The sequence below is a fragment of the Sulfitobacter sp. IGS-18 genome (genome assembly GCF_059628195.1).
In genome coordinates this window covers 3,533,929-3,550,794 of sequence record NZ_CM184556.1, presented here as the reverse complement: position 1 = coordinate 3,550,794, position 16,866 = coordinate 3,533,929, and the positions used below count along the sequence as shown (strand labels likewise).

18 protein-coding genes are annotated in these 16,866 nt (G+C 61.3%); 10 read left to right on the top strand and 8 right to left on the bottom strand.

Annotation, left to right across the window (positions count from 1 at the left end; genetic code table 11):
* Positions 1 to 40: 40 nt before the first annotated feature.
* The 6 genes from leuB to leuC all read right to left on the bottom strand — a co-directional run bounded on the left by leuB (position 41) and on the right by leuC (position 6,025).
* Positions 41 to 1,147 (bottom strand): 3-isopropylmalate dehydrogenase, encoded by a 1,107-nt coding sequence (leuB, locus tag ACWNZ3_RS17265; RefSeq protein ID WP_496900675.1) that lies wholly within the window; start codon positions 1,145 to 1,147, stop codon positions 41 to 43.
* An 83-nt stretch (positions 1,148 to 1,230) separates the two neighbouring features.
* Positions 1,231 to 2,220 carry an endonuclease/exonuclease/phosphatase family protein gene (locus ACWNZ3_RS17260; RefSeq protein WP_496901918.1) on the bottom strand — a complete coding sequence of 330 codons (990 nt, stop codon included), beginning with the start codon at positions 2,218 to 2,220 and terminating at the stop codon, positions 1,231 to 1,233.
* Positions 2,220 to 3,056: a hypothetical protein gene (locus ACWNZ3_RS17255; RefSeq protein ID WP_496900674.1), complete on the bottom strand. Its 837-nt coding sequence runs from the start codon at positions 3,054 to 3,056 to the stop codon at positions 2,220 to 2,222. Before ACWNZ3_RS17255 ends, ACWNZ3_RS17260 begins: the two co-directional genes overlap by 1 nt.
* A gap of 291 nt (positions 3,057 to 3,347) precedes the next feature.
* The gene (gene leuD / locus ACWNZ3_RS17250; RefSeq protein ID WP_114273800.1) at positions 3,348 to 3,953 is read right to left on the bottom strand and encodes a 3-isopropylmalate dehydratase small subunit; all 606 of its coding nucleotides are present in this window, start codon (positions 3,951 to 3,953) and stop codon (positions 3,348 to 3,350) included.
* Positions 3,954 to 4,040: 87 nt separating this feature from the next.
* Positions 4,041 to 4,562: an HdeD family acid-resistance protein gene (locus ACWNZ3_RS17245; protein ID WP_269366128.1), complete on the bottom strand. Its 522-nt coding sequence runs from the start codon at positions 4,560 to 4,562 to the stop codon at positions 4,041 to 4,043.
* 56 nt (positions 4,563 to 4,618) lie between these two features.
* On the bottom strand, positions 4,619 to 6,025 hold the full coding sequence (gene leuC / locus ACWNZ3_RS17240) for a 3-isopropylmalate dehydratase large subunit (RefSeq protein ID WP_496900673.1): 1,407 nt from the start codon (positions 6,023 to 6,025) through the stop codon (positions 4,619 to 4,621).
* A gap of 290 nt (positions 6,026 to 6,315) precedes the next feature.
* On the opposite strand from leuC, the gene ACWNZ3_RS17235 reads away from it, so the two are divergent.
* The 4 genes from ACWNZ3_RS17235 (at position 6,316) to rlmH (ending at position 9,608) form a co-directional block, all read left to right on the top strand.
* Positions 6,316 to 7,668: a mechanosensitive ion channel family protein gene (locus ACWNZ3_RS17235; RefSeq protein WP_496900672.1), complete on the top strand. Its 1,353-nt coding sequence runs from the start codon at positions 6,316 to 6,318 to the stop codon at positions 7,666 to 7,668.
* A 62-nt stretch (positions 7,669 to 7,730) separates the two neighbouring features.
* Positions 7,731 to 8,516, top strand: coding sequence for a hypothetical protein (locus ACWNZ3_RS17230; RefSeq protein ID WP_496900671.1), 786 nt, complete (start codon positions 7,731 to 7,733; stop codon positions 8,514 to 8,516).
* A gap of 237 nt (positions 8,517 to 8,753) precedes the next feature.
* A complete protein-coding gene (gene rsfS, locus ACWNZ3_RS17225; RefSeq protein WP_114274410.1) occupies positions 8,754 to 9,119 on the top strand; it encodes a ribosome silencing factor in 366 nt (121 codons plus the stop codon).
* 18 nt (positions 9,120 to 9,137) lie between these two features.
* On the top strand, positions 9,138 to 9,608 hold the full coding sequence (gene rlmH / locus ACWNZ3_RS17220) for a 23S rRNA (pseudouridine(1915)-N(3))-methyltransferase RlmH (RefSeq protein WP_269366120.1): 471 nt from the start codon (positions 9,138 to 9,140) through the stop codon (positions 9,606 to 9,608).
* 36 nt (positions 9,609 to 9,644) lie between these two features.
* Here rlmH and ACWNZ3_RS17215 read toward each other — a convergent pair whose 3' ends face one another.
* Both ACWNZ3_RS17215 and ACWNZ3_RS17210 read right to left on the bottom strand, forming a co-directional pair.
* Positions 9,645 to 9,998 carry a hypothetical protein gene (locus ACWNZ3_RS17215; RefSeq protein WP_114273795.1) on the bottom strand — a complete coding sequence of 118 codons (354 nt, stop codon included), beginning with the start codon at positions 9,996 to 9,998 and terminating at the stop codon, positions 9,645 to 9,647.
* A gap of 43 nt (positions 9,999 to 10,041) precedes the next feature.
* Positions 10,042 to 10,734 (bottom strand): DUF599 domain-containing protein, encoded by a 693-nt coding sequence (locus ACWNZ3_RS17210; RefSeq protein WP_269366118.1) that lies wholly within the window; start codon positions 10,732 to 10,734, stop codon positions 10,042 to 10,044.
* 79 nt (positions 10,735 to 10,813) lie between these two features.
* Between ACWNZ3_RS17210 and ACWNZ3_RS17205 the strand changes: the two genes are divergently transcribed.
* The 6 genes from ACWNZ3_RS17205 (at position 10,814) to ACWNZ3_RS17180 (ending at position 16,741) form a co-directional block, all read left to right on the top strand.
* Positions 10,814 to 12,262, top strand: a complete 1,449-nt coding sequence (locus ACWNZ3_RS17205) for an FAD-linked oxidase C-terminal domain-containing protein (RefSeq protein ID WP_496900670.1) — start codon at positions 10,814 to 10,816, stop codon at positions 12,260 to 12,262.
* Between the two features lie 76 nt (positions 12,263 to 12,338).
* Positions 12,339 to 13,448: an FAD-binding protein gene (locus tag ACWNZ3_RS17200; protein WP_496900669.1), complete on the top strand. Its 1,110-nt coding sequence runs from the start codon at positions 12,339 to 12,341 to the stop codon at positions 13,446 to 13,448.
* On the top strand, positions 13,445 to 13,813 hold the full coding sequence (locus ACWNZ3_RS17195) for a hypothetical protein (RefSeq protein WP_274573715.1): 369 nt from the start codon (positions 13,445 to 13,447) through the stop codon (positions 13,811 to 13,813). The genes ACWNZ3_RS17200 and ACWNZ3_RS17195 overlap by 4 nt, the downstream gene beginning before the upstream one ends.
* Positions 13,814 to 13,846: 33 nt before the next feature.
* Entirely contained in the window at positions 13,847 to 15,241 is a 1,395-nt protein-coding gene (gene glcF / locus ACWNZ3_RS17190; RefSeq protein WP_496900668.1) for a glycolate oxidase subunit GlcF, read from the top strand.
* Between the two features lie 69 nt (positions 15,242 to 15,310).
* Entirely contained in the window at positions 15,311 to 16,126 is an 816-nt protein-coding gene (locus tag ACWNZ3_RS17185) for a trypsin-like serine peptidase (RefSeq protein ID WP_496900667.1), read from the top strand.
* 144 nt (positions 16,127 to 16,270) lie between these two features.
* Positions 16,271 to 16,741 (top strand): Hsp20 family protein, encoded by a 471-nt coding sequence (locus tag ACWNZ3_RS17180; RefSeq protein WP_269366109.1) that lies wholly within the window; start codon positions 16,271 to 16,273, stop codon positions 16,739 to 16,741.
* The last annotated feature ends 125 nt before the right edge of the window (positions 16,742 to 16,866 follow it).

Here is a 16,866-nt window from a genome sequence, read left to right as displayed (position 1 = left end):
GGCCTGCGCAAGCGCTGTGCATCGCGTTAAGCCACAGCCGTCACAGGCTGGCGTCCAGTGCCGCCAGGATCACATCACCCATTTCGGTGGTGGAAATCGGTGTGCCGCCGTCGGGACCCATCAGGTCAGCGGTGCGCGCGCCATCCGCCAGAACCTTTTCGACCGCCTGTTCGAGCCGCGTCGCCTCGTCCCCCTGGTCAAAGGAATAACGCAGCGCCATGGCGAAGCTGAGGATGCAGGCAATCGGGTTCGCCTTGCCCTGGCCCGCGATGTCAGGGGCGGAGCCGTGAACGGGTTCATAGAGGGCCTTGGGCCGGCCATCGGCATTCGGCGCGCCAAGCGAGGCGGAGGGCAGCATGCCCAGCGACCCGGTCAGCATCGCGGCGCAATCGGACAGGATGTCGCCGAAAAGGTTGTCGGTCACGATCACGTCGAACTGCTTGGGCGCGCGGACAAGCTGCATCGCGCCGTTGTCGGCGTACATGTGGCTCAACTCGATATCCGGATAATCCGCGTCGCGCACGCGCTGAACGACTTCACGCCAGAGCACGCCCGATTCCATCACGTTGGCCTTCTCCATCGAGCAGACCTTGTTGCCGCGGCGGCGGGCCAGTTCGAAGGCTGACCGGGCCACGCGTTCGATTTCGGATTCGGTGTAGCGCTGGGTGTTGATGCCGACGCGTTCGTTGCCTTCCTCGAAGATGCCGCGCGGTTCCCCGAAATAGACGCCCGATGTCAGCTCGCGCACGATCATGATGTCGAGCCCGGCGACCACATCCTTTTTCAGCGAGGAGAAATCAGCCAGCGCATCAAAGCATTGTGCCGGGCGCAGGTTTGAGAACAGGTCCATCTCCTTGCGCAGGCGCAACAGGCCACGCTCGGGTTTCAGGCTGAAATCGAGGTTGTCGTATTTCGGACCACCCACGGCGCCAAGAAGGACGGCATCTGCCGCCAGCGCTTTGGCCATCGTATCGTCATGCAGCGGGGTGCCATGCTTGTCATATGCAGCGCCGCCGACCAGATCATGTTCGACATCGAAGGCAAGATCGCGTTTCGCGCCGAACCAGTCGATCACGCGGGTGACCTGCTCCATGACTTCCGGTCCGATGCCGTCACCAGCGAGGATTAACAGGGTGGGATTTGCCATGGGATGCTCCTGAAAGATCATGTTTCAGGCGGCGTAGCCTGCCCGGCGCGGCGGGTCAAGTTGGGCTTGGCAGCTGGCCGGTATCAGGTCCCCAATTCGACCCAAACAAGCTGATGGCGGCTTGCCTCCGGATTGGGCGCGGTGATCCCTGATCCGATGACGGTCCAATCGGCAGAGGGCAGGACGTATTCCACCCGCAGCGGCCCGGTTTGCGGCCAGTTCACACTGGCCTGTTCCGGCAAAGGGTCTTGCAGACGTGCGTCGGCCAGCAAGCGGCGTATGGCGATGCTGCGGCCATCCCCCCGGTTCGGATCAAGGTTCGCATCACCGGTCAGGATAAACCGTGCAGCAGGCGGGGGGCCGAATTGACCATCTAGGTATTGCCGCCAGAATTCCGTTTCATCGTGGTTGCGTCTGCCATTGCGGTCTTCCGGCCCGTCAAAGACCGGGGGTGCGGCGTGATAGGTGAGAATGTGAATGGGCCCCAGGGCGGGATGCGAAATGGGCACCACCCAATGCCCGTTGCTGGACAGGCGCTGGATCGCCAATGCCTCGGCACTTGGGAAAGGCGCCTGCCGCGTTCCGGGCAAAAGCGCCCCTGGCAGTTCGCGCCAGAGCAGGGTCGAATAATCCTGCACCTCTGATTGTCTGATCGGAAAGCGGGACAGTATCGCCATGGCTCCCTGGCCAAAGAAATGTCCGAAACCCTGGGCATCACCCGGCCCGCCAACTCTGCTGTCGCCATCCAGGTCCAGATCTGTCATCAGGCCTGCATTGGGCGGGCCTGCGTATCGGTAGGGATAGGTCAGGCCACGCGCCCTGATCTGCGCGGCAAGGGCTTCCAGAGTGCGTCCTTCCAGGTCATAATCCACGCCCTGAAGAACCAGGATATCGGCGCGGGCGGTGACCAGCACGTCGACCACGGCGACGACCTGCGGATCGTCACCCTTCAGAATGTCCCGCAGCAGGAGGCAAGGGCCCTCGCGCGCAAGTTCGGTGTTGTAGGTGGCAATCCGGATGCTCTCGGCCGATGCTGCCGAGACGCTGCAGATCAGGCAGAGGAAAAGGGCAATCAGGCAGTCTGGAATGGGGTATCCGCGTCGGCGTAGGTGCGGCGACGCTTGTCTTCGATCATGTCGGCGACCTTGCCCATTGCAAGGCCACGCATGATCATGCTGGCAGGCAGAAAGGCCCATGCGCTGATTGTCCAGATCAGGGTTTGCGGATTTTGCAATGTGATCGGGTCTATCAGGTCGGACGCCGCCTTGACCAGAGCGGGGATGATAAAGGGCAGCAGGAAACCCAGTGCGATATTCACGCGGGCATCGCGTTGCAGGCGGTATACAACATCGCCCCCGACCGTCGGGTCGAACAGGGGGAGGTTGATCCATACGTTGAAAATACCTTTGCGGGCGGGCCAGTTCATCACGCGGACAAGGATCAGGAAGGCGGTCATTGCCACCAGCGAAATCAGATAGGCGAGCCCGGCTGAGGTCCGCACGGAGGCAACCAGTTCGGGGTTGGCGGATTCGGGCAGCATCAGGACCACAAGGCGCACCGGCGAATAGGGAAAGTCGACGGCATTGCCGATGATTGTCCCGACGGAGGTCAAGGCGCCGGTCAGCAGGGTCGGCTCGGTTGCGCCCCGCAAGATCATGCTCAGCAGCAGCACCGTCACGAAGAGCGAGGCAAAGCGCAGCCGGTTGAAAGGCGGTGCATCGCGGAATTCCATGATGCTGGGAAAGTTGGAGTTGTATTCGACGAAGGTCAGGAAGGCGGCCAGCAGTGCAACGAGAACGGAGATCTGTGTGGAATCGGCAGCCACGCCCGGAAGCACAAGCGCTGGCAGCAATACCAACAGGGCCACAAAGAGACCACGCGCCGCGGCGCCTGTCATCCGTCCGATCACAAGTTTTCCCTTCCAAACTGGCCAGCCGCGGTGCATTGCCGCGTACTTGTCCCAACTTGCTGCCCCCGGGGTTTGGAGGCCTGCCTCATTATCGCCCAATTTGTGCCTTCTTTCGTCTCAATCCTCAAGACTATTGATGAACAGAACTTAAACCTTGGGGCTTTTTGAGGGCAGGGGTGGTGCCTTCTTGCATCTATTTTCGGGCAGGAAAATGGCGCGATCCATATCTTGTGGGCGAAATGGTATCGCCCACAAGTGCTTTGAAATCTCTGCTGAAATATTCAGCGACTGTCAGACCCAGGGCCGGCTTTGCGCGACGGCTGTTTCGAAACTGTCGATGGCGGCGGCCTTTTCCATGGTCAGGCCGATGTCGTCGAGGCCGTTCATCAGGCAGTGTTTCTTGAAGGAATCGAGCTCGAAGGAAAAGGTCTCGCCGTCAGATGTTGTGACGGTTTGCGCTTCGAGGTCGATGGTCATGCGCGCATTTGCGCCCTTCTCTGCGTCCTTCATCAGGACATCGACCTGTTCCTGCGGCAGGGCGATGGGCAGAATGCCGTTCTTGAAGCAGTTGTTGTAAAAGATATCGGCGTAGGAGGGGGCAATCACGCAGCGGATGCCAAAATCCTTGATCGCCCAGGGCGCATGTTCACGCGACGATCCGCAACCGAAGTTGTCGCCGGCCACAAGGATTTCCGCATCGCGGTATTGCGGTTTGTTCAGGACGAAATCCGGGATCTCATTGCCGTTGTCGTCGTAACGCATCTCGTCGAACAGGTTCACCCCAAGGCCGGAGCGCTTGATGGTTTTCAGAAACTGCTTGGGGATGATCATGTCGGTGTCGATATTGATCATGGGCATTGGTGCCGCAATGCCGGTGAGGGTGTCAAACTTGTCCATTGAAATGAACTCCTGTTTCAGGGCCACGCAGAGAGGGGGCCAGATAGTTGGATGCACCTGTCAGAGGTGCTTTTGATGTGATGGCTTTCATGGCTGCCGGTTGCGCAGGACAAGGCCGACGGCGGCAAAACCGACGCCGTCCATGACCAGTTGAATGCCCAGCAGAAGCCCCAGCAGTTGCGTCGCCAGCGACTGGAAGTCGGAAAAGATCACGACCCCCACAAGAAGCGAGGCAGCGCCGGACAGCAGGAGCGGCACATAAGAAGGCGTGTCCCGGCCTGCCCGAGTTGCCCAGATGATCCGCGCGATGCCGGAGATGACAAAACCCGCGCCGACGACGATGGCCAGGGAAATCGTGCCCTCCAGCGGGTTGGCCAGCAGCCAGACACCGACCACAAGTGTGATCAGGGCGATGATCCAGTTCAGCGCACCGTCAAAGCCTGTCCCGGTCTTGAACAGCAACCAAAGCTGCAGGATGCCGCCCAGCAGGAAAAAGATACCGACCAGGGTGGTGACCGCGATCGAAGCGGCGAGCGGATTCGCGATGGCAAGAATGCCACCGATGATCAGCACGACGCCCATGAGGACAAGTGTAAGCCAAGGTTTCATAGCATTTCTTCCTTCAGATGTCCGGTATGCCAGCCGGGGTTCGGCTGGCACCGGTGTTACATCATGGTCCGAACATCGGTCAGCTTGCCGGTGATCGCCGCTGCCGCTGCCATGGCGGGTGACATCAGATGGGTGCGTCCCCCCCGGCCCTGACGGCCTTCGAAGTTGCGGTTCGAGGTGGCCGCGCAGCGTTCACCGGGTGACAGCTGATCGGGGTTCATCGCCAGGCACATGGAGCAGCCGGCCAGACGCCATTCGAACCCGGCCTCCTTGAAGATATCGGCAAGGCCTTCTTCCTCGGCCTGGGCGCGGACAAGGCCGGAACCGGGGACGATCATGGCACGCAGGCCTTCCTTGATCTTCCTGCCCTTGAGGATCGCAGCGGCGGCGCGCAGGTCCTCGATCCGGCCGTTGGTGCAGGATCCGATAAAGACGGTGTCGATTTCCACTTCGGACAGCGGTGTGCCGGCGGTCAGCCCCATGTAGTCGAGCGAGCGCTGAGCCGCCCCGACCTTGCCGCCCTTGAAATCGGATGCGGCGGGAACATTGGCGGTGATGGGCAGCACGTCCTCGGGGGAGGTGCCCCAGGTCACGACCGGCGCGATGTCCTCGCCCCTGAGCGTGATCACCTTGTCCCAATGGGCATCGTCGTCGGAATAGAGGGTTTTCCACCAGTCCATCGCGGCTTCCCACTGCGCGCCTTTCGGTGCGTGGGGGCGGCCCTTGCAATATTCAAAGGTCTTTTCATCCGGTGCGATCAGGCCCGCGCGCGCGCCGCCTTCGATTGCCATGTTGCAGACGGTCATGCGCCCTTCCATCGACAGCTCACGAATGGCCTCGCCGCAGTATTCGATGACATAGCCGGTGCCGCCTGCCGTGCCGGTGGCGCCGATGACGGACAGGGTGATGTCCTTGGCGGTGACGCCGGGGCTCAGCTTGCCGGTGATCTCGACCTTCATGTTCTTGGATTTCTTCTGGATCAGCGTCTGGGTGGCCAGCACGTGCTCCACCTCTGACGTGCCGATGCCATGGGCCAGCGCGCCGAAAGCGCCGTGGGTCGCCGTATGGCTGTCGCCGCAGACGACGGTCATGCCGGGCAGGGTCCAGCCCTGTTCCGGGCCGACGATATGCACGATGCCCTGACGCACATCGGTCACCGGATAGTAATGCAGACCGAATTCCTTTGCATTGGTGTCAAGCGCTGCCACCTGGATACGGCTGTCTTCGGTCATCGTCTCGGCATTGGCGCGATCCAGGGTGGTCGGCACGTTGTGGTCCGGCACCGCGATTGTCTTTTCCGGTGCGCGGACAGTGCGACCGGTCATGCGCAGCCCTTCAAAGGCCTGCGGGCTTGTCACCTCGTGGACAAGGTGACGGTCGATGTAGAGCAGACAGGTGCCATCCTCGGCCTCGTGGGCCACGTGGGCATCCCAGATTTTGTCGTAAAGCGTTTTGGGGGACATGGGTCCTCTCCCGTATTGGTGGTGTGGAACAGGCGAAAGGGCCGCGCGGATGCGCGGCGGGCAGGCTTATAGGCGTGCCAGCACCGTATGCGTGGCACCGAAAAAGCGTTCGCGCAGGCGTGCGCGATCAGTTTGATCAAAGACCTGTATCATGGGGATGAGATAAGGCACCGCGCAGATTCCCGCAAGGTGCCTCTTGATGCAGGCCGGTGCCGCCGGAAAGGACCCCCGCCGTTGCGGGGATTGGGGTAATGTGCAAGCATGAAACCGGTACGGTAGCGAGGCAAGACATGGATCAACCCACAGACCCGTTTGCACATTTCCTGGGTTCGCTTGAGAGCGTCTGGATCAACGCGATGGGATTTGTTTCGGGGGTGATCCAGCCGGGATGGCGGCAGAACCAGGTGCTGATCGTGCTGGGGCTGGCGCTGGTTGCATGGGTCCTGCACCGTTTCAGCGATCGGGCCGTCCGCAATTGGGTGCGGTCACGGCAGGGCTGGGCAAAGTGGCAGCTGCGGGTGATCGTGCAGGTGCGCCGCAGACTGGGCCTGATCTGGTTCTCGCTGATGGCCTATATGGTCTACACGGTGATGCAGAACGTCACCTGGCCATCGCGGTCCTATCTGATCGGTCTGGCGGCAACCCTGGCGATTGTCTGGGTCGGCATCGCCTTTGCAGCGCAGCTGGTGCGCAACCGGCCGCTGCGCCGCATCGTGACCTGGGCCTTGTGGATCTACGCGACGCTCTATTTCCTCAATATTTCGGACGATGTGGCGGCGTTCCTGGACGGTCTTGCCATCGAAGTCGGTGATTTCCGCCTGTCCGTCCTGACCCTGATCACCGCGCTGGTGGTGATCGGCGCGCTCTTCACGGTTGCACGGCTGGTCAGTCAGGCGACCGCCAGCACAATCAGAAAGAACGAGGAAATAAGCCCTTCGATGCAGGTGCTTGCGGTCAAGGGCATTCAGCTTGCCCTTTATGGCTTTGCATTCTTCATGGGGGTCAAGGCGGTCGGCATCGACCTGACCGGGCTTGCGGTGCTGTCGGGTGCCATCGGTGTCGGCCTTGGTTTCGGTCTGCAAAAGGTGGTGTCGAACCTTGTTTCGGGCGTCATCATCCTGATCGACAAGTCGATCAAGCCGGGCGACGTGATCTCACTGGGAGAGACATTCGGCTGGATCCAGACTTTGGGCGCGCGCTATGCGTCGGTCGTTACGCGGGATGGCAAGGAATACCTGATCCCGAACGAGGACCTGATCACCGGGCAGGTGGTCAACTGGTCGCATTCGAATGATTTCGTGCGTTTGGACATCTATTTCGGCACGGCCTATGGCGATGACCCCCATGTAGTCCGCAAACTGGCGATCGAGGCTGCCTCGGGTGTAGAAAGGGTGCTCAGCTTCAAGGCACCGGTTTGTCACATCGTCGGCTTTGGCGACAGTTCGGTCGATTACATCCTGCGTTTCTGGATCAAGGACCCCACCGGAGGGCTGACCAATATTCGCGGCAATGTCTATCTGGCGCTTTGGGATGCATTCAAGGAAAACAACATTTCCATCCCCTTCCCGCAGCGCGAGGTCCTGATGCTGGAAGACAGCAAGCTGGCGCTGTCGCGCAACGTCCGGAACCCGGTAAAGGATTGACTTGCTTTGCGCCGGTACAGGGGTAATTTTCCTGAAACGCCACGGCGCCCGGGGGAAATTCCATGACAGAACGCGGTCCGGTTGTTCTGATTCTGGGGTCCGGTCCAAATGTCGTGCAGGCTGCCGGTTGGCACAGATCCCTTTTCGATCATATCGTGGTGATCAACAACGCCTGGCAGGTCCGGCCGGACTGGGACGCCCTGGTGTTTCCCGAGGATTTCCCGGCTCACCGTATGCCGCCACGGGTTGGCCCGGACCAGACACTGGTCGATGCCAGCGCCTTTGTGCCCGCGCAGAACCGCTATGGCGGTTTCGTTTTTGCCGGCGCGACGATGGCTTTTACAACGGCCTATTGGGCGCTGGCTGAATACCGGCCCGGCGTAATGGCATTCATGGGCTGTGACATGGTTTATCCCGATCAGGGGCCAACGCATTTCTACGGGGCCGGTGCCGCCGATCCGCTGCGGGCCGACATCTCGCTGCGCGATCTCGGGGCCAAGTCGGCACGTCTATCGGTCCTGGCGGCCTTGCAGGGTTGCGCCTGCGTGAACCTATCCGGCGATGTGTCCCGCCTGATGTTTCCACGATGTGACGCGGCTGACCTGCACGAGGTGACAGAAGCGGGCGCGGTCGACCGGCACATGGTCGGCAGCCTGCTGGCGAGGGAACGCGCCTTGGGATATGCAACGCCTGACGGACGCCATGACGCCTTGCAGGAAAGGGCCGATCTGGAAGCGCTGGATGCGCTGGACAGGGATTGGCAGGGCCTTTCCGGACCTGCAACGGGGCGCGCGCAATCAGGCGGCAGAACAGCGTTTCCAACGGTTCAATTTGCGCCAGCAGTGTGAGTGGTTTCGAGCAGGAAGTTCGCGGCCTGTTGAAAGATATTGGTGCCGGAGAAAGCGGCATCATCAGCCGCGAAGGCCGGTAAATGCCGACAAATCCCGGTTGTCATTGAATTGTCACCCCTGGATTGCTAATTTGGGGTTACCCAGCATCGGGGGAAACGGTGCATTGAAAAGGAGGACAATGTCCTGTCAACCCAAGCCAACGCAGCTTTGGCTGCGAACCCTCAGGCGGCTGTCATGACGGCCACTGCTGATATGGCCACAAGCGATGCTGTGCTGGCTGCTGTTCTCAACTCTCTTCAAGACGACAAGGCCGAAGACATCGTGCAGATTGATCTGCGCGGGAAGACGGCAATTGGCGACTACATGGTCATCTGCTCCGGCCGGTCCACACGGCAGGTCTCGGCGATTGCCGAAAAGCTCGCGCAGAATATCAAGGATGAATTCGGTGTAACGCCGAAAATGGAAGGCAAGGACATCGGAGACTGGGTTCTGATCGACACCGGCGATGTCATCGTACATGTTTTCCGTCCCGAAGTGCGCGACTTCTACCAGCTGGAGAAGATGTGGATGGCGGGCGGCGAGGCCGCAGTTCAGAACTGATCTGCCCGGACCGGCGCGATGCGCGTTCATATCTGTGCCGTCGGGCGCCTGCGCAAAGGTCCCGAAAAGGATCTGGTTGATGACTACCTGACCCGGTTCGACCGGACGGGCAGGGGGCTGAGCCTTGGCCCGGCCCAGGTGATCGAAGTGGATGACCGCAAGGGCGGCGGCATGTCCGCCGAGGCGGCCCTGCTGGAAAAGGCGCTGCCAAAGGGGGCAACCCTGTGCGTTCTGGATGAACGCGGCACCGTCGAGACTTCTCCGAAATTTGCAAAACGTCTGGCGGGCTGGCGCGATGGCGGGGTCGGTGATCTTGCCTTTGTCATCGGGGGCGCCGACGGGATAGACCCAGCCCTGCGCGCAAAGGCGCATCACGGGCTGTCATTCGGCAAGATGGTCTGGCCGCATATGCTGGTACGGGTGATGCTGGCCGAACAATTGTACCGTGCCGCATCCATCCTGTCCGGCGGGCCGTATCACCGCAGCTGACGGGCAGGCAGCCCGAGGCGGTGGCCGTGTCAGACCTTAACGCAGCTTGATGCGTTTGATATCGGGTGACCAGCCGTTCACCGTATCGCGCGCCTGAATGCCGATTTCGGTCACCCCCTCGGGGATGCTGACCCCTGAAAGGGACCGGGTGAAGGGCTGCTCATTCACATGGGGGTGGGCCAGATTGCGCAGGCCCAGTTCCTTGCCGTCGCCATCCACGATGCGCCAGCCATCGGCATAATCGTCCCAGCCGGTATCTGTGTGCTTGATGGTCACATCAAAGTTCCAGGTATCGCCGGTTTTCTTGATGTTGACGTTCTGAATGACCGGCGGGTCCGCCAGCGCGGGTGTCGTGGCAAGAGCTATGGCCAGTATGGATCGCTTGAACATGGGACTCACCTTGGGAGGATTGGAACGTATATATTTACCATATCTACTTTTCCAAGAGTATCCCCCGGGAACGGGAGGCAAACTCCCGTCGCCAGATCACAAATAGTGTCACAAATGCACCAGCGATCAACATCAGGGCGCCCCCCAGCCAGGCCACGCTGGCCAGTCCGAAATAGATCGAGCGCAACCCCCGGTTGAAGCTGCGCGCGGCAAAGATGTTTATTTCAGCGGCCTTGTGGGCCATCCGGGGCGCTTTGGGGTCGGTGGCGTCATTGGGCACCGCCGCCATCAGGACGGAACAATATCCGAAGAGCCGGTTTGACCAGATGAACTTCAGAAAGGCGTTCGCCAGGAAGAAGACCACAAGCAGCAGTTTGATTTCCCAGACAAAGACGGGCTGATGCGCAAATGTCAGATCCTTTGCCACGCTGGCAAGACGTTCGGCATTGCCAATCAGCGCGAGTGTCCCGCCGATGGCGATCACGCAGGTGGAGGCAAGGAAAGACGAACCCTGCCTCAGCGTGCTGATGGTCTGCGCATCGAAAATGCGGGGCTGGCGGGTGATCATCTGGCGCATCCATTCGCGACGATAATCTGCCATCAGGACCGATACCGAAGGCCGGTGGGCGGCCGGGTTCTCAATCCGCCATCCAAGAGACAGCCAGAGAAGGATGATGATTACCACGGCTGAAAAATCCAGCGGGTCAAACAGGGCAAGGCGGTCGATCCAATTCATGGGTTGTTCATACGCGACTGGAATACTATTGCCATAGCGGTAAATTGGTCATATTATTTTACCAAATTGGAGTAGTGCGATGGAAATGCCGATCCCGGATGCTACGGTCCTTGCCCGCAAGGCACGTATCGTGGCGCGTTTGCGTGACGTGTTGCCGGAGGATGCGGTGATCGACGATCCGCGGGAGACGCGGGCCTATGAATGCGACGCGCTGACCGCCTACAGATGCGCGCCGATGGTGGCGGTGCTGCCCTCCACCACGGCGGAAGTCTCTGCTGTTCTGCGGATCTGCCATGCTGAAGGGGTGCCGGTGGTGCCGCGCGGGTCGGGGACATCGCTGGCAGGGGGTGCTCTGCCAACAGCGGATTGCGTGATCCTCGGTGTGGCCCGGATGAATGCGGTGATCGAAACCGATTACGTCAACCGCCTGATACGGGTGCAGACGGGACGCACCAATCTCAGCGTGACGGGTGCGGTCGAGGCGGATGGATTTTTCTATGCGCCCGACCCGTCCAGCCAGCTGGCCTGTGCCATCGCCGGGAACATCGCGATGAATTCGGGCGGGGCACATTGCCTGAAATACGGCGTGACAACCAACAATCTGATGGGGGTCACCATGGTGATGATGGATGGCGAGATTGTTGAGATCGGCGGCGGACATCTCGATGCCGGGGGTCTTGACCTGTTGGGGCTGATCTGCGGATCGGAAGGCCAGCTTGGTGTCGTGACCGAGGCGACGCTGCGGATCCTGCCCAAGCCGGAGGGCGCGCGGCCTGTCCTGATGGGATTTGACGACAATGAGGTGGCAGGGGCCTGTGTGTCGGACATCATCAAGGCGGGTGTGCTGCCGGTGGCGATCGAATTCATGGACCGCCCCTGCATCGAGGCGACGGAGGCTTTTGCAAAGGCGGGATACCCGATGTGCGAGGCATTGCTGATCGTCGAGGTTGAGGGATCAGACGCCGAGATCGACCATCAACTTTCGCTGATCAAGGAGATTGCACTGCGTCATGACCCGGTAGAGCTGCGCGAAAGCAAATCGGCGGAGGAATCGGCCAAGATCTGGCTGGGCCGCAAGTCTGCCTTTGGCGCGATGGGGCAGATCAATGATTACATGTGCCTTGACGGGACAATTCCGGTCTCTTCCCTGCCGATGGTCCTGCGCCGGATCGGTGAGATGAGCGCGGAATACGGCCTGAAGGTCGGCAACGTCTTTCATGCGGGCGATGGGAACATGCATCCGCTGATCCTGTTCGATGCGAACAAGCCCGGCGATCTGGAGCTGTGCGAGGCCTTCGGGGCAGAAATTCTCAAGCTGTGTGTCGAGGTGGGGGGCTGCCTGACCGGAGAGCATGGCGTGGGGATCGAGAAACGGGACCTCATGCATGTTCAATATGCGCCGGAGGATCTGGAGGCGCAGATGGCGGTGAAAGATGTGTTTGACCCGGCGTGGCTGTTGAACCCGGCCAAGGTGTTCCCGCTGAATGCCTCGGAACGGCGGCGGGCGGCGATGCTGGCGGCTGAGTGATGTCGCCGGGTGACTGCGGCAATGCATTGGGGGCGCTGCCCCCAAACCCCCGGGAATATTTAAGGCCAAAAAGAAAATGAATCTCAGTTCGGAAAAAGAAGTCAGCGCAGCTATTGCCGGGGCCAGGGGCCCTCTGTCGGTTTGCGGTGGCGCTACGCGTGGTCTGGCCGGCGCGGGCGAGGCCCTGAGCGTGGCGGGGCTCTCTGGGATCACGCTTTACGAACCGGGGGCGCTTACCATGGTGGCGCAGGCCGGAACACCTGTCGCGGAGATCGAACAGGCCCTCGCCAGGGAAAACCAGCGGCTGGCATTCGAACCGATGGACCACAGGGGCCTTCTGGCCACGAAAGGCGAACCCACCATCGGCGGGATATTCGCGGCAAATGTAGGGGGGCCACGACGCCTTGCCGTAGGGGCGGCGCGGGATTTCCTGCTGGGGGTTCGATTTGTCGACGGTCAGGGTGTGGTCATCAAGAATGGCGGGCGCGTGATGAAGAATGTCACGGGCTATGATCTGGTCAAGCTCATGGCAGGGTCATGTGGCACGCTGGGGGTTCTGACGGAGGTGTCGATGAAAGTTCTGCCCCGACCCGAGACCGAGGCAACTCTTGTACTGTCCGGTCTGGACGATATGCGTGCCGTCGCGGCGCTGTGTCGCGCGATGGGCAGCCCCTTTGAGGTCACCGGCGCGGCACATGATCCGGGCGCCGGGGAAAGCTATCTGCGTCTTGAGGGGTTTGAAGATTCGGTCTCCTATCGGATGCGGCGGTTGAAGGACCTGTTGGCCAGCGCCGATGCGCATGTGCTGCAATCCGATGCCTCGGCGCGGAAATGGGCCGCATTGCGGGATGTCGAGGCGTTTCACGGCGTTTCGGGCGATGTCTGGCGGGTGTCGTGCAAGCCCTCGGCCGGGCCGGAACTGGCGGCAAGATCGGGTGCCGAGGCGCATTTTTTCGACTGGTCGGGCGGGTTGATCTGGCTGCGGGTGCCGACGGGCCATGACCTGCGCGGTCGGCTGGGGGCGTTTGACGGCCACGCGACCCTGATCCGGGCCGATGCGGCGACCAAGGCGCGGTTGGGCCGATTCCAGCCGGAATTGCCCGGCGTGGCGCGGTTGGCCGCGGGATTGCGCGCGCGGTTCGACCCGAAGGGTATCTTCAATCCGGGATTGATGGAGGCTGTATGACAGTTCTGATCGGTATCTTCGCGATCTTCTTTGTCGGGGGGCCGCTGACCTTCCGGGCATTGACCCGACCGGCCCCGTCGCGTGATGCGCTGCAGGCACTTATTGTCTTTGCCGGAGTCTTTGCCCTGTTCGGGCTTGGGCTGCGCATTGGCTTTGCTGGGCTATGGGGGCACGAGGTGATGCTGACGGTGGGGGGCATTCTGGCGCTGTGGTTCGCCTGGATCGGTGTGCTGGCCCTTGGCGCACAGGCTTTCCGGCGGGCGGAACCGGGGCTGTACATGCGCCGCTGGACCGGCATTCTGGGGGCGGGCGGGACCACGGTGCCCTGGTTCGGTCTGGCTTCCGCCCAGTTGCTGGTCGGATGAACCCGTCGTCAGATCAAAGTTAGCGGAGCCATCATGCAGACCACCTTTACCCCCGCCCAGCTGAAGGATCCCGACGTTGCGCGCAGCAACGAGATCTTGCGGTCTTGCGTGCATTGCGGGTTCTGTACCGCCACCTGCCCGACCTATCAGATACTGGGAGACGAGCTGGACAGTCCCAGGGGGCGGATTTACCTGATCAAGGACATGCTGGAAAACGAACGGGTGCCGGATGCCAAGACGGTCAAGCACATCGACCGTTGCCTGTCCTGTCTGGCTTGCATGACGACCTGCCCGTCAGGGGTTCACTACATGCATCTGGTGGATCATGCCCGCAGTTATATCGAGCAGAACTACAAGCGGCCCTTTGGCGATCGTGCCCTGCGCTGGATGCTGGCACGTATCCTGCCCCACCCGATGCGGTTTCGCATGGCCTTGCTGGGCGCAAAGATCGGCCGCCCCTTTGCCCGGCTGATGCCGGATGCCCGGCTGCGGGCGATGCTGGAAATGGCGCCCAGGGTTATCCCGCCGGTCAGCCGCAATGATGACCCGCAGACGTTCCCTGCCAAGGGGAGGGGCAGGATGCGGGTGGCGCTGATGACGGGCTGTGCCCAGAAGGCGCTGAACACCGATATCAACGATGCCACGATCCGGCTGTTGACCCGCATGGGTTGCGAGGTTGTCGTGGTTCGGGGGGCGGGATGTTGCGGAGCCCTGACCCATCACATGGGCAAGACCGACGAAAGCCATCGTTCCGCGGCGCGCAACATTCGCGCCTGGACCGAAGAGATGGACGACGCGGGGCTGGACGCCATCGTGATCAACACCTCGGGCTGCGGCACGACGGTCAAGGATTATGGCCATATGTTCCGGAACGATCCCCTGGCAGAAGATGCCGCGCGGGTTTCCGCGATTGCCAGGGATGTTTCCGAAGTTCTGGTCGACCTGTCCGATGCGTTTGCGGCTGATGGGGAAAGCCCGGGGTCCGGCGATCACCTGGCAGGGGCGGATGCAGGGCGCGGTGATCCTCACCGCCCCGCAGCGGGGCTGACAGTGGCCTATCATGCGGCCTGTTCGCTGCAGCACGGCCAGCAGATCAAGAGCCACCCGAAAGACCTGCTGAAGGCTGCCGGGTTCACCGTGGTGGAGCCTGCGGATCCGCACCTGTGCTGCGGTTCCGCAGGGACGTACAACCTGATGCAGCCGGAAATTTCAAAGCAATTGAAAACCCGGAAAATCCGGACGCTGGAGGCGCGGCACCCCGATGTGATCGCGGCGGGCAACATCGGCTGCATGATGCAGATCGGATCTGCGGCCTCTGTCCCGGTGGTGCACACGGTGGAATTGCTGGACTGGGCCTCAGGCGGGCCGGTGCCGCCCGCCCTGAGCGGAAAATTGTCGGCCGAGGCGGAAATTCCCCGGCTGCGTTAAGGGGGATGCCCAATTTTTGCCGCAAGTTGTCCATAACAAGGCACGAGTGGCTTGGCTTAGGGGAAATTCGTGCGGCGTTTACTGGCATTTACATTGGTGGTGGTCGTCACCGCAACGGCGGTTGTAGCGCAGGATGCCCGGCTCAAGCGTCTGGATTCCGGTGATGATGCTGCCGCATGGGAGGCCGTGGGGCGGCTGGATATCGCCGGAAGCGGATTTTGCACCGGCACGCTGATCGCTCCCCGTCTTGTGCTTACCGCGGCGCATTGCCTGTTCGACCGCGAGACGAAACAGCGTGTGGATCACAGCAAGGTGCGCTTTCTTGCCGGGTGGCGAAACGGCCGCGCCGGGGCCTACCGGGACATCCGCAGGGCGGTGGTGCACCCCGATTACGTTTATGACGATGTCGTCTCATCCGATCGGGTGCGCAATGACCTGGCGCTGCTGGAGTTGCAGCGGCCCATCAACAACACGACGATCAAGCCTTTCGGCACTGCCGCACGCCCCAGACCGGGGGATTCCGTTGGTGTGGTCAGCTATGCCAAAGACCGGTCCGAAGCCCCCTCGCTGCAAGAACTCTGCAAGGTGATCGCGCAGCAGGAGGGCGTTCTGGTGACCTCTTGCTCGGTCGATTTCGGATCAAGCGGCGCGCCGATCTTCTCGCTGGAAAACGGCGAGGCCCATGTCGTCTCCGTGGTCTCGGCCAAGGCAGAGGTCGAGGGGGAAATGGTCTCTCTCGGTACGGCGCTGTCCACGCCACTGGCATTGTTGCAGGCGGAACTGGTCGCCGGAAAAGGTGTGTTCCCGGTCAGTGGCAGCGGCAGCAAGAGCATCCTGGCCGGGCAACGCGGCACGGATACGGGCGCGAAGTTCGTGCGCCCCTGATCTGTCAGCGGGGTCTTGAAACCCCGATATGGTATTCCCACATCTTCGATATCAGGACGCCTCTGCAGGGTCCTGACAACAAGGCCGGACCTGTCCAATGGTGGAAGGTCCATATCGTTAATCGCTCGAAGATGAGGATGACACATGCGTACTTATGATTTTGCACCGCTTTACCGTTCCAGCGTTGGCTTTGACCAGATCGCCAACATGATGGACCGCGTGTTGAGCAATGACGGGGCAACCCCCAGCTACCCCCCTTACAACATCGAGAAACTCGACGACGACAGCTATCGCATTTCGATTGCGGTGGCAGGTTTTGCCGACGCTGACCTGAGCGTCGAGGTCCGTGAAAAGGCACTGATCGTGTCTGCGCGCAAAGCGGATGCGGATGAAGAAAAGACCTATCTGCATCGCGGTATCGCGACACGGGCATTCGAACGCCGGTTCCATCTGGCAGATCACGTCCAGGTGACGGGTGCCGCGCATGCCAACGGGATGCTGCACATCGAACTGCAGCGCCAGGTTCCCGAGGCACTGAAGCCCCGGCAGATCCAGATCGCATCGGATACCAAGGTGCTGGACAAGGATGTCGTCGACGCGAAATCCGTCAACTGAGGCGGCCGGTTCACGCTGGTCAGCCCCAAGGGGCGGATCACGGTCTGAACCTCACTCAAGACGGACCGGGCCCGGAGCAGAGATGCTCCGGGTTTTTTGATGAGCGGCGCTCAGGCTATGGGTTT

Bases quoted from the DNA above. Each gene is read 5' to 3' on its own strand.
- ACWNZ3_RS17195 (WP_274573715.1), top strand. From the start codon at position 13,445: ATGACAGTTCTGATCGGTATCTTCGCGATCTTCTTTGTCGGGGGGCCG.
- ACWNZ3_RS17245 (WP_269366128.1), bottom strand. From the start codon at position 4,562: ATGAAACCTTGGCTTACACTTGTCCTCATGGGCGTCGTGCTGATCATC.
- ACWNZ3_RS17235 (WP_496900672.1), top strand. From the start codon at position 6,316: ATGGATCAACCCACAGACCCGTTTGCACATTTCCTGGGTTCGCTTGAG.
- leuB (WP_496900675.1), bottom strand. From the start codon at position 1,147: ATGGCAAATCCCACCCTGTTAATCCTCGCTGGTGACGGCATCGGACCG.
- ACWNZ3_RS17210 (WP_269366118.1), bottom strand. From the start codon at position 10,734: ATGAATTGGATCGACCGCCTTGCCCTGTTTGACCCGCTGGATTTTTCA.
- leuC (WP_496900673.1), bottom strand. From the start codon at position 6,025: ATGTCCCCCAAAACGCTTTACGACAAAATCTGGGATGCCCACGTGGCC.
- ACWNZ3_RS17215 (WP_114273795.1), bottom strand. From the start codon at position 9,998: ATGTTCAAGCGATCCATACTGGCCATAGCTCTTGCCACGACACCCGCG.
- ACWNZ3_RS17230 (WP_496900671.1), top strand. From the start codon at position 7,731: ATGACAGAACGCGGTCCGGTTGTTCTGATTCTGGGGTCCGGTCCAAAT.
- ACWNZ3_RS17200 (WP_496900669.1), top strand. From the start codon at position 12,339: ATGAATCTCAGTTCGGAAAAAGAAGTCAGCGCAGCTATTGCCGGGGCC.
- ACWNZ3_RS17205 (WP_496900670.1), top strand. From the start codon at position 10,814: ATGGAAATGCCGATCCCGGATGCTACGGTCCTTGCCCGCAAGGCACGT.
- leuD (WP_114273800.1), bottom strand. From the start codon at position 3,953: ATGGACAAGTTTGACACCCTCACCGGCATTGCGGCACCAATGCCCATG.
- rlmH (WP_269366120.1), top strand. From the start codon at position 9,138: ATGCGCGTTCATATCTGTGCCGTCGGGCGCCTGCGCAAAGGTCCCGAA.
- ACWNZ3_RS17180 (WP_269366109.1), top strand. From the start codon at position 16,271: ATGCGTACTTATGATTTTGCACCGCTTTACCGTTCCAGCGTTGGCTTT.
- glcF (WP_496900668.1), top strand. From the start codon at position 13,847: ATGCAGACCACCTTTACCCCCGCCCAGCTGAAGGATCCCGACGTTGCG.
- rsfS (WP_114274410.1), top strand. From the start codon at position 8,754: ATGACGGCCACTGCTGATATGGCCACAAGCGATGCTGTGCTGGCTGCT.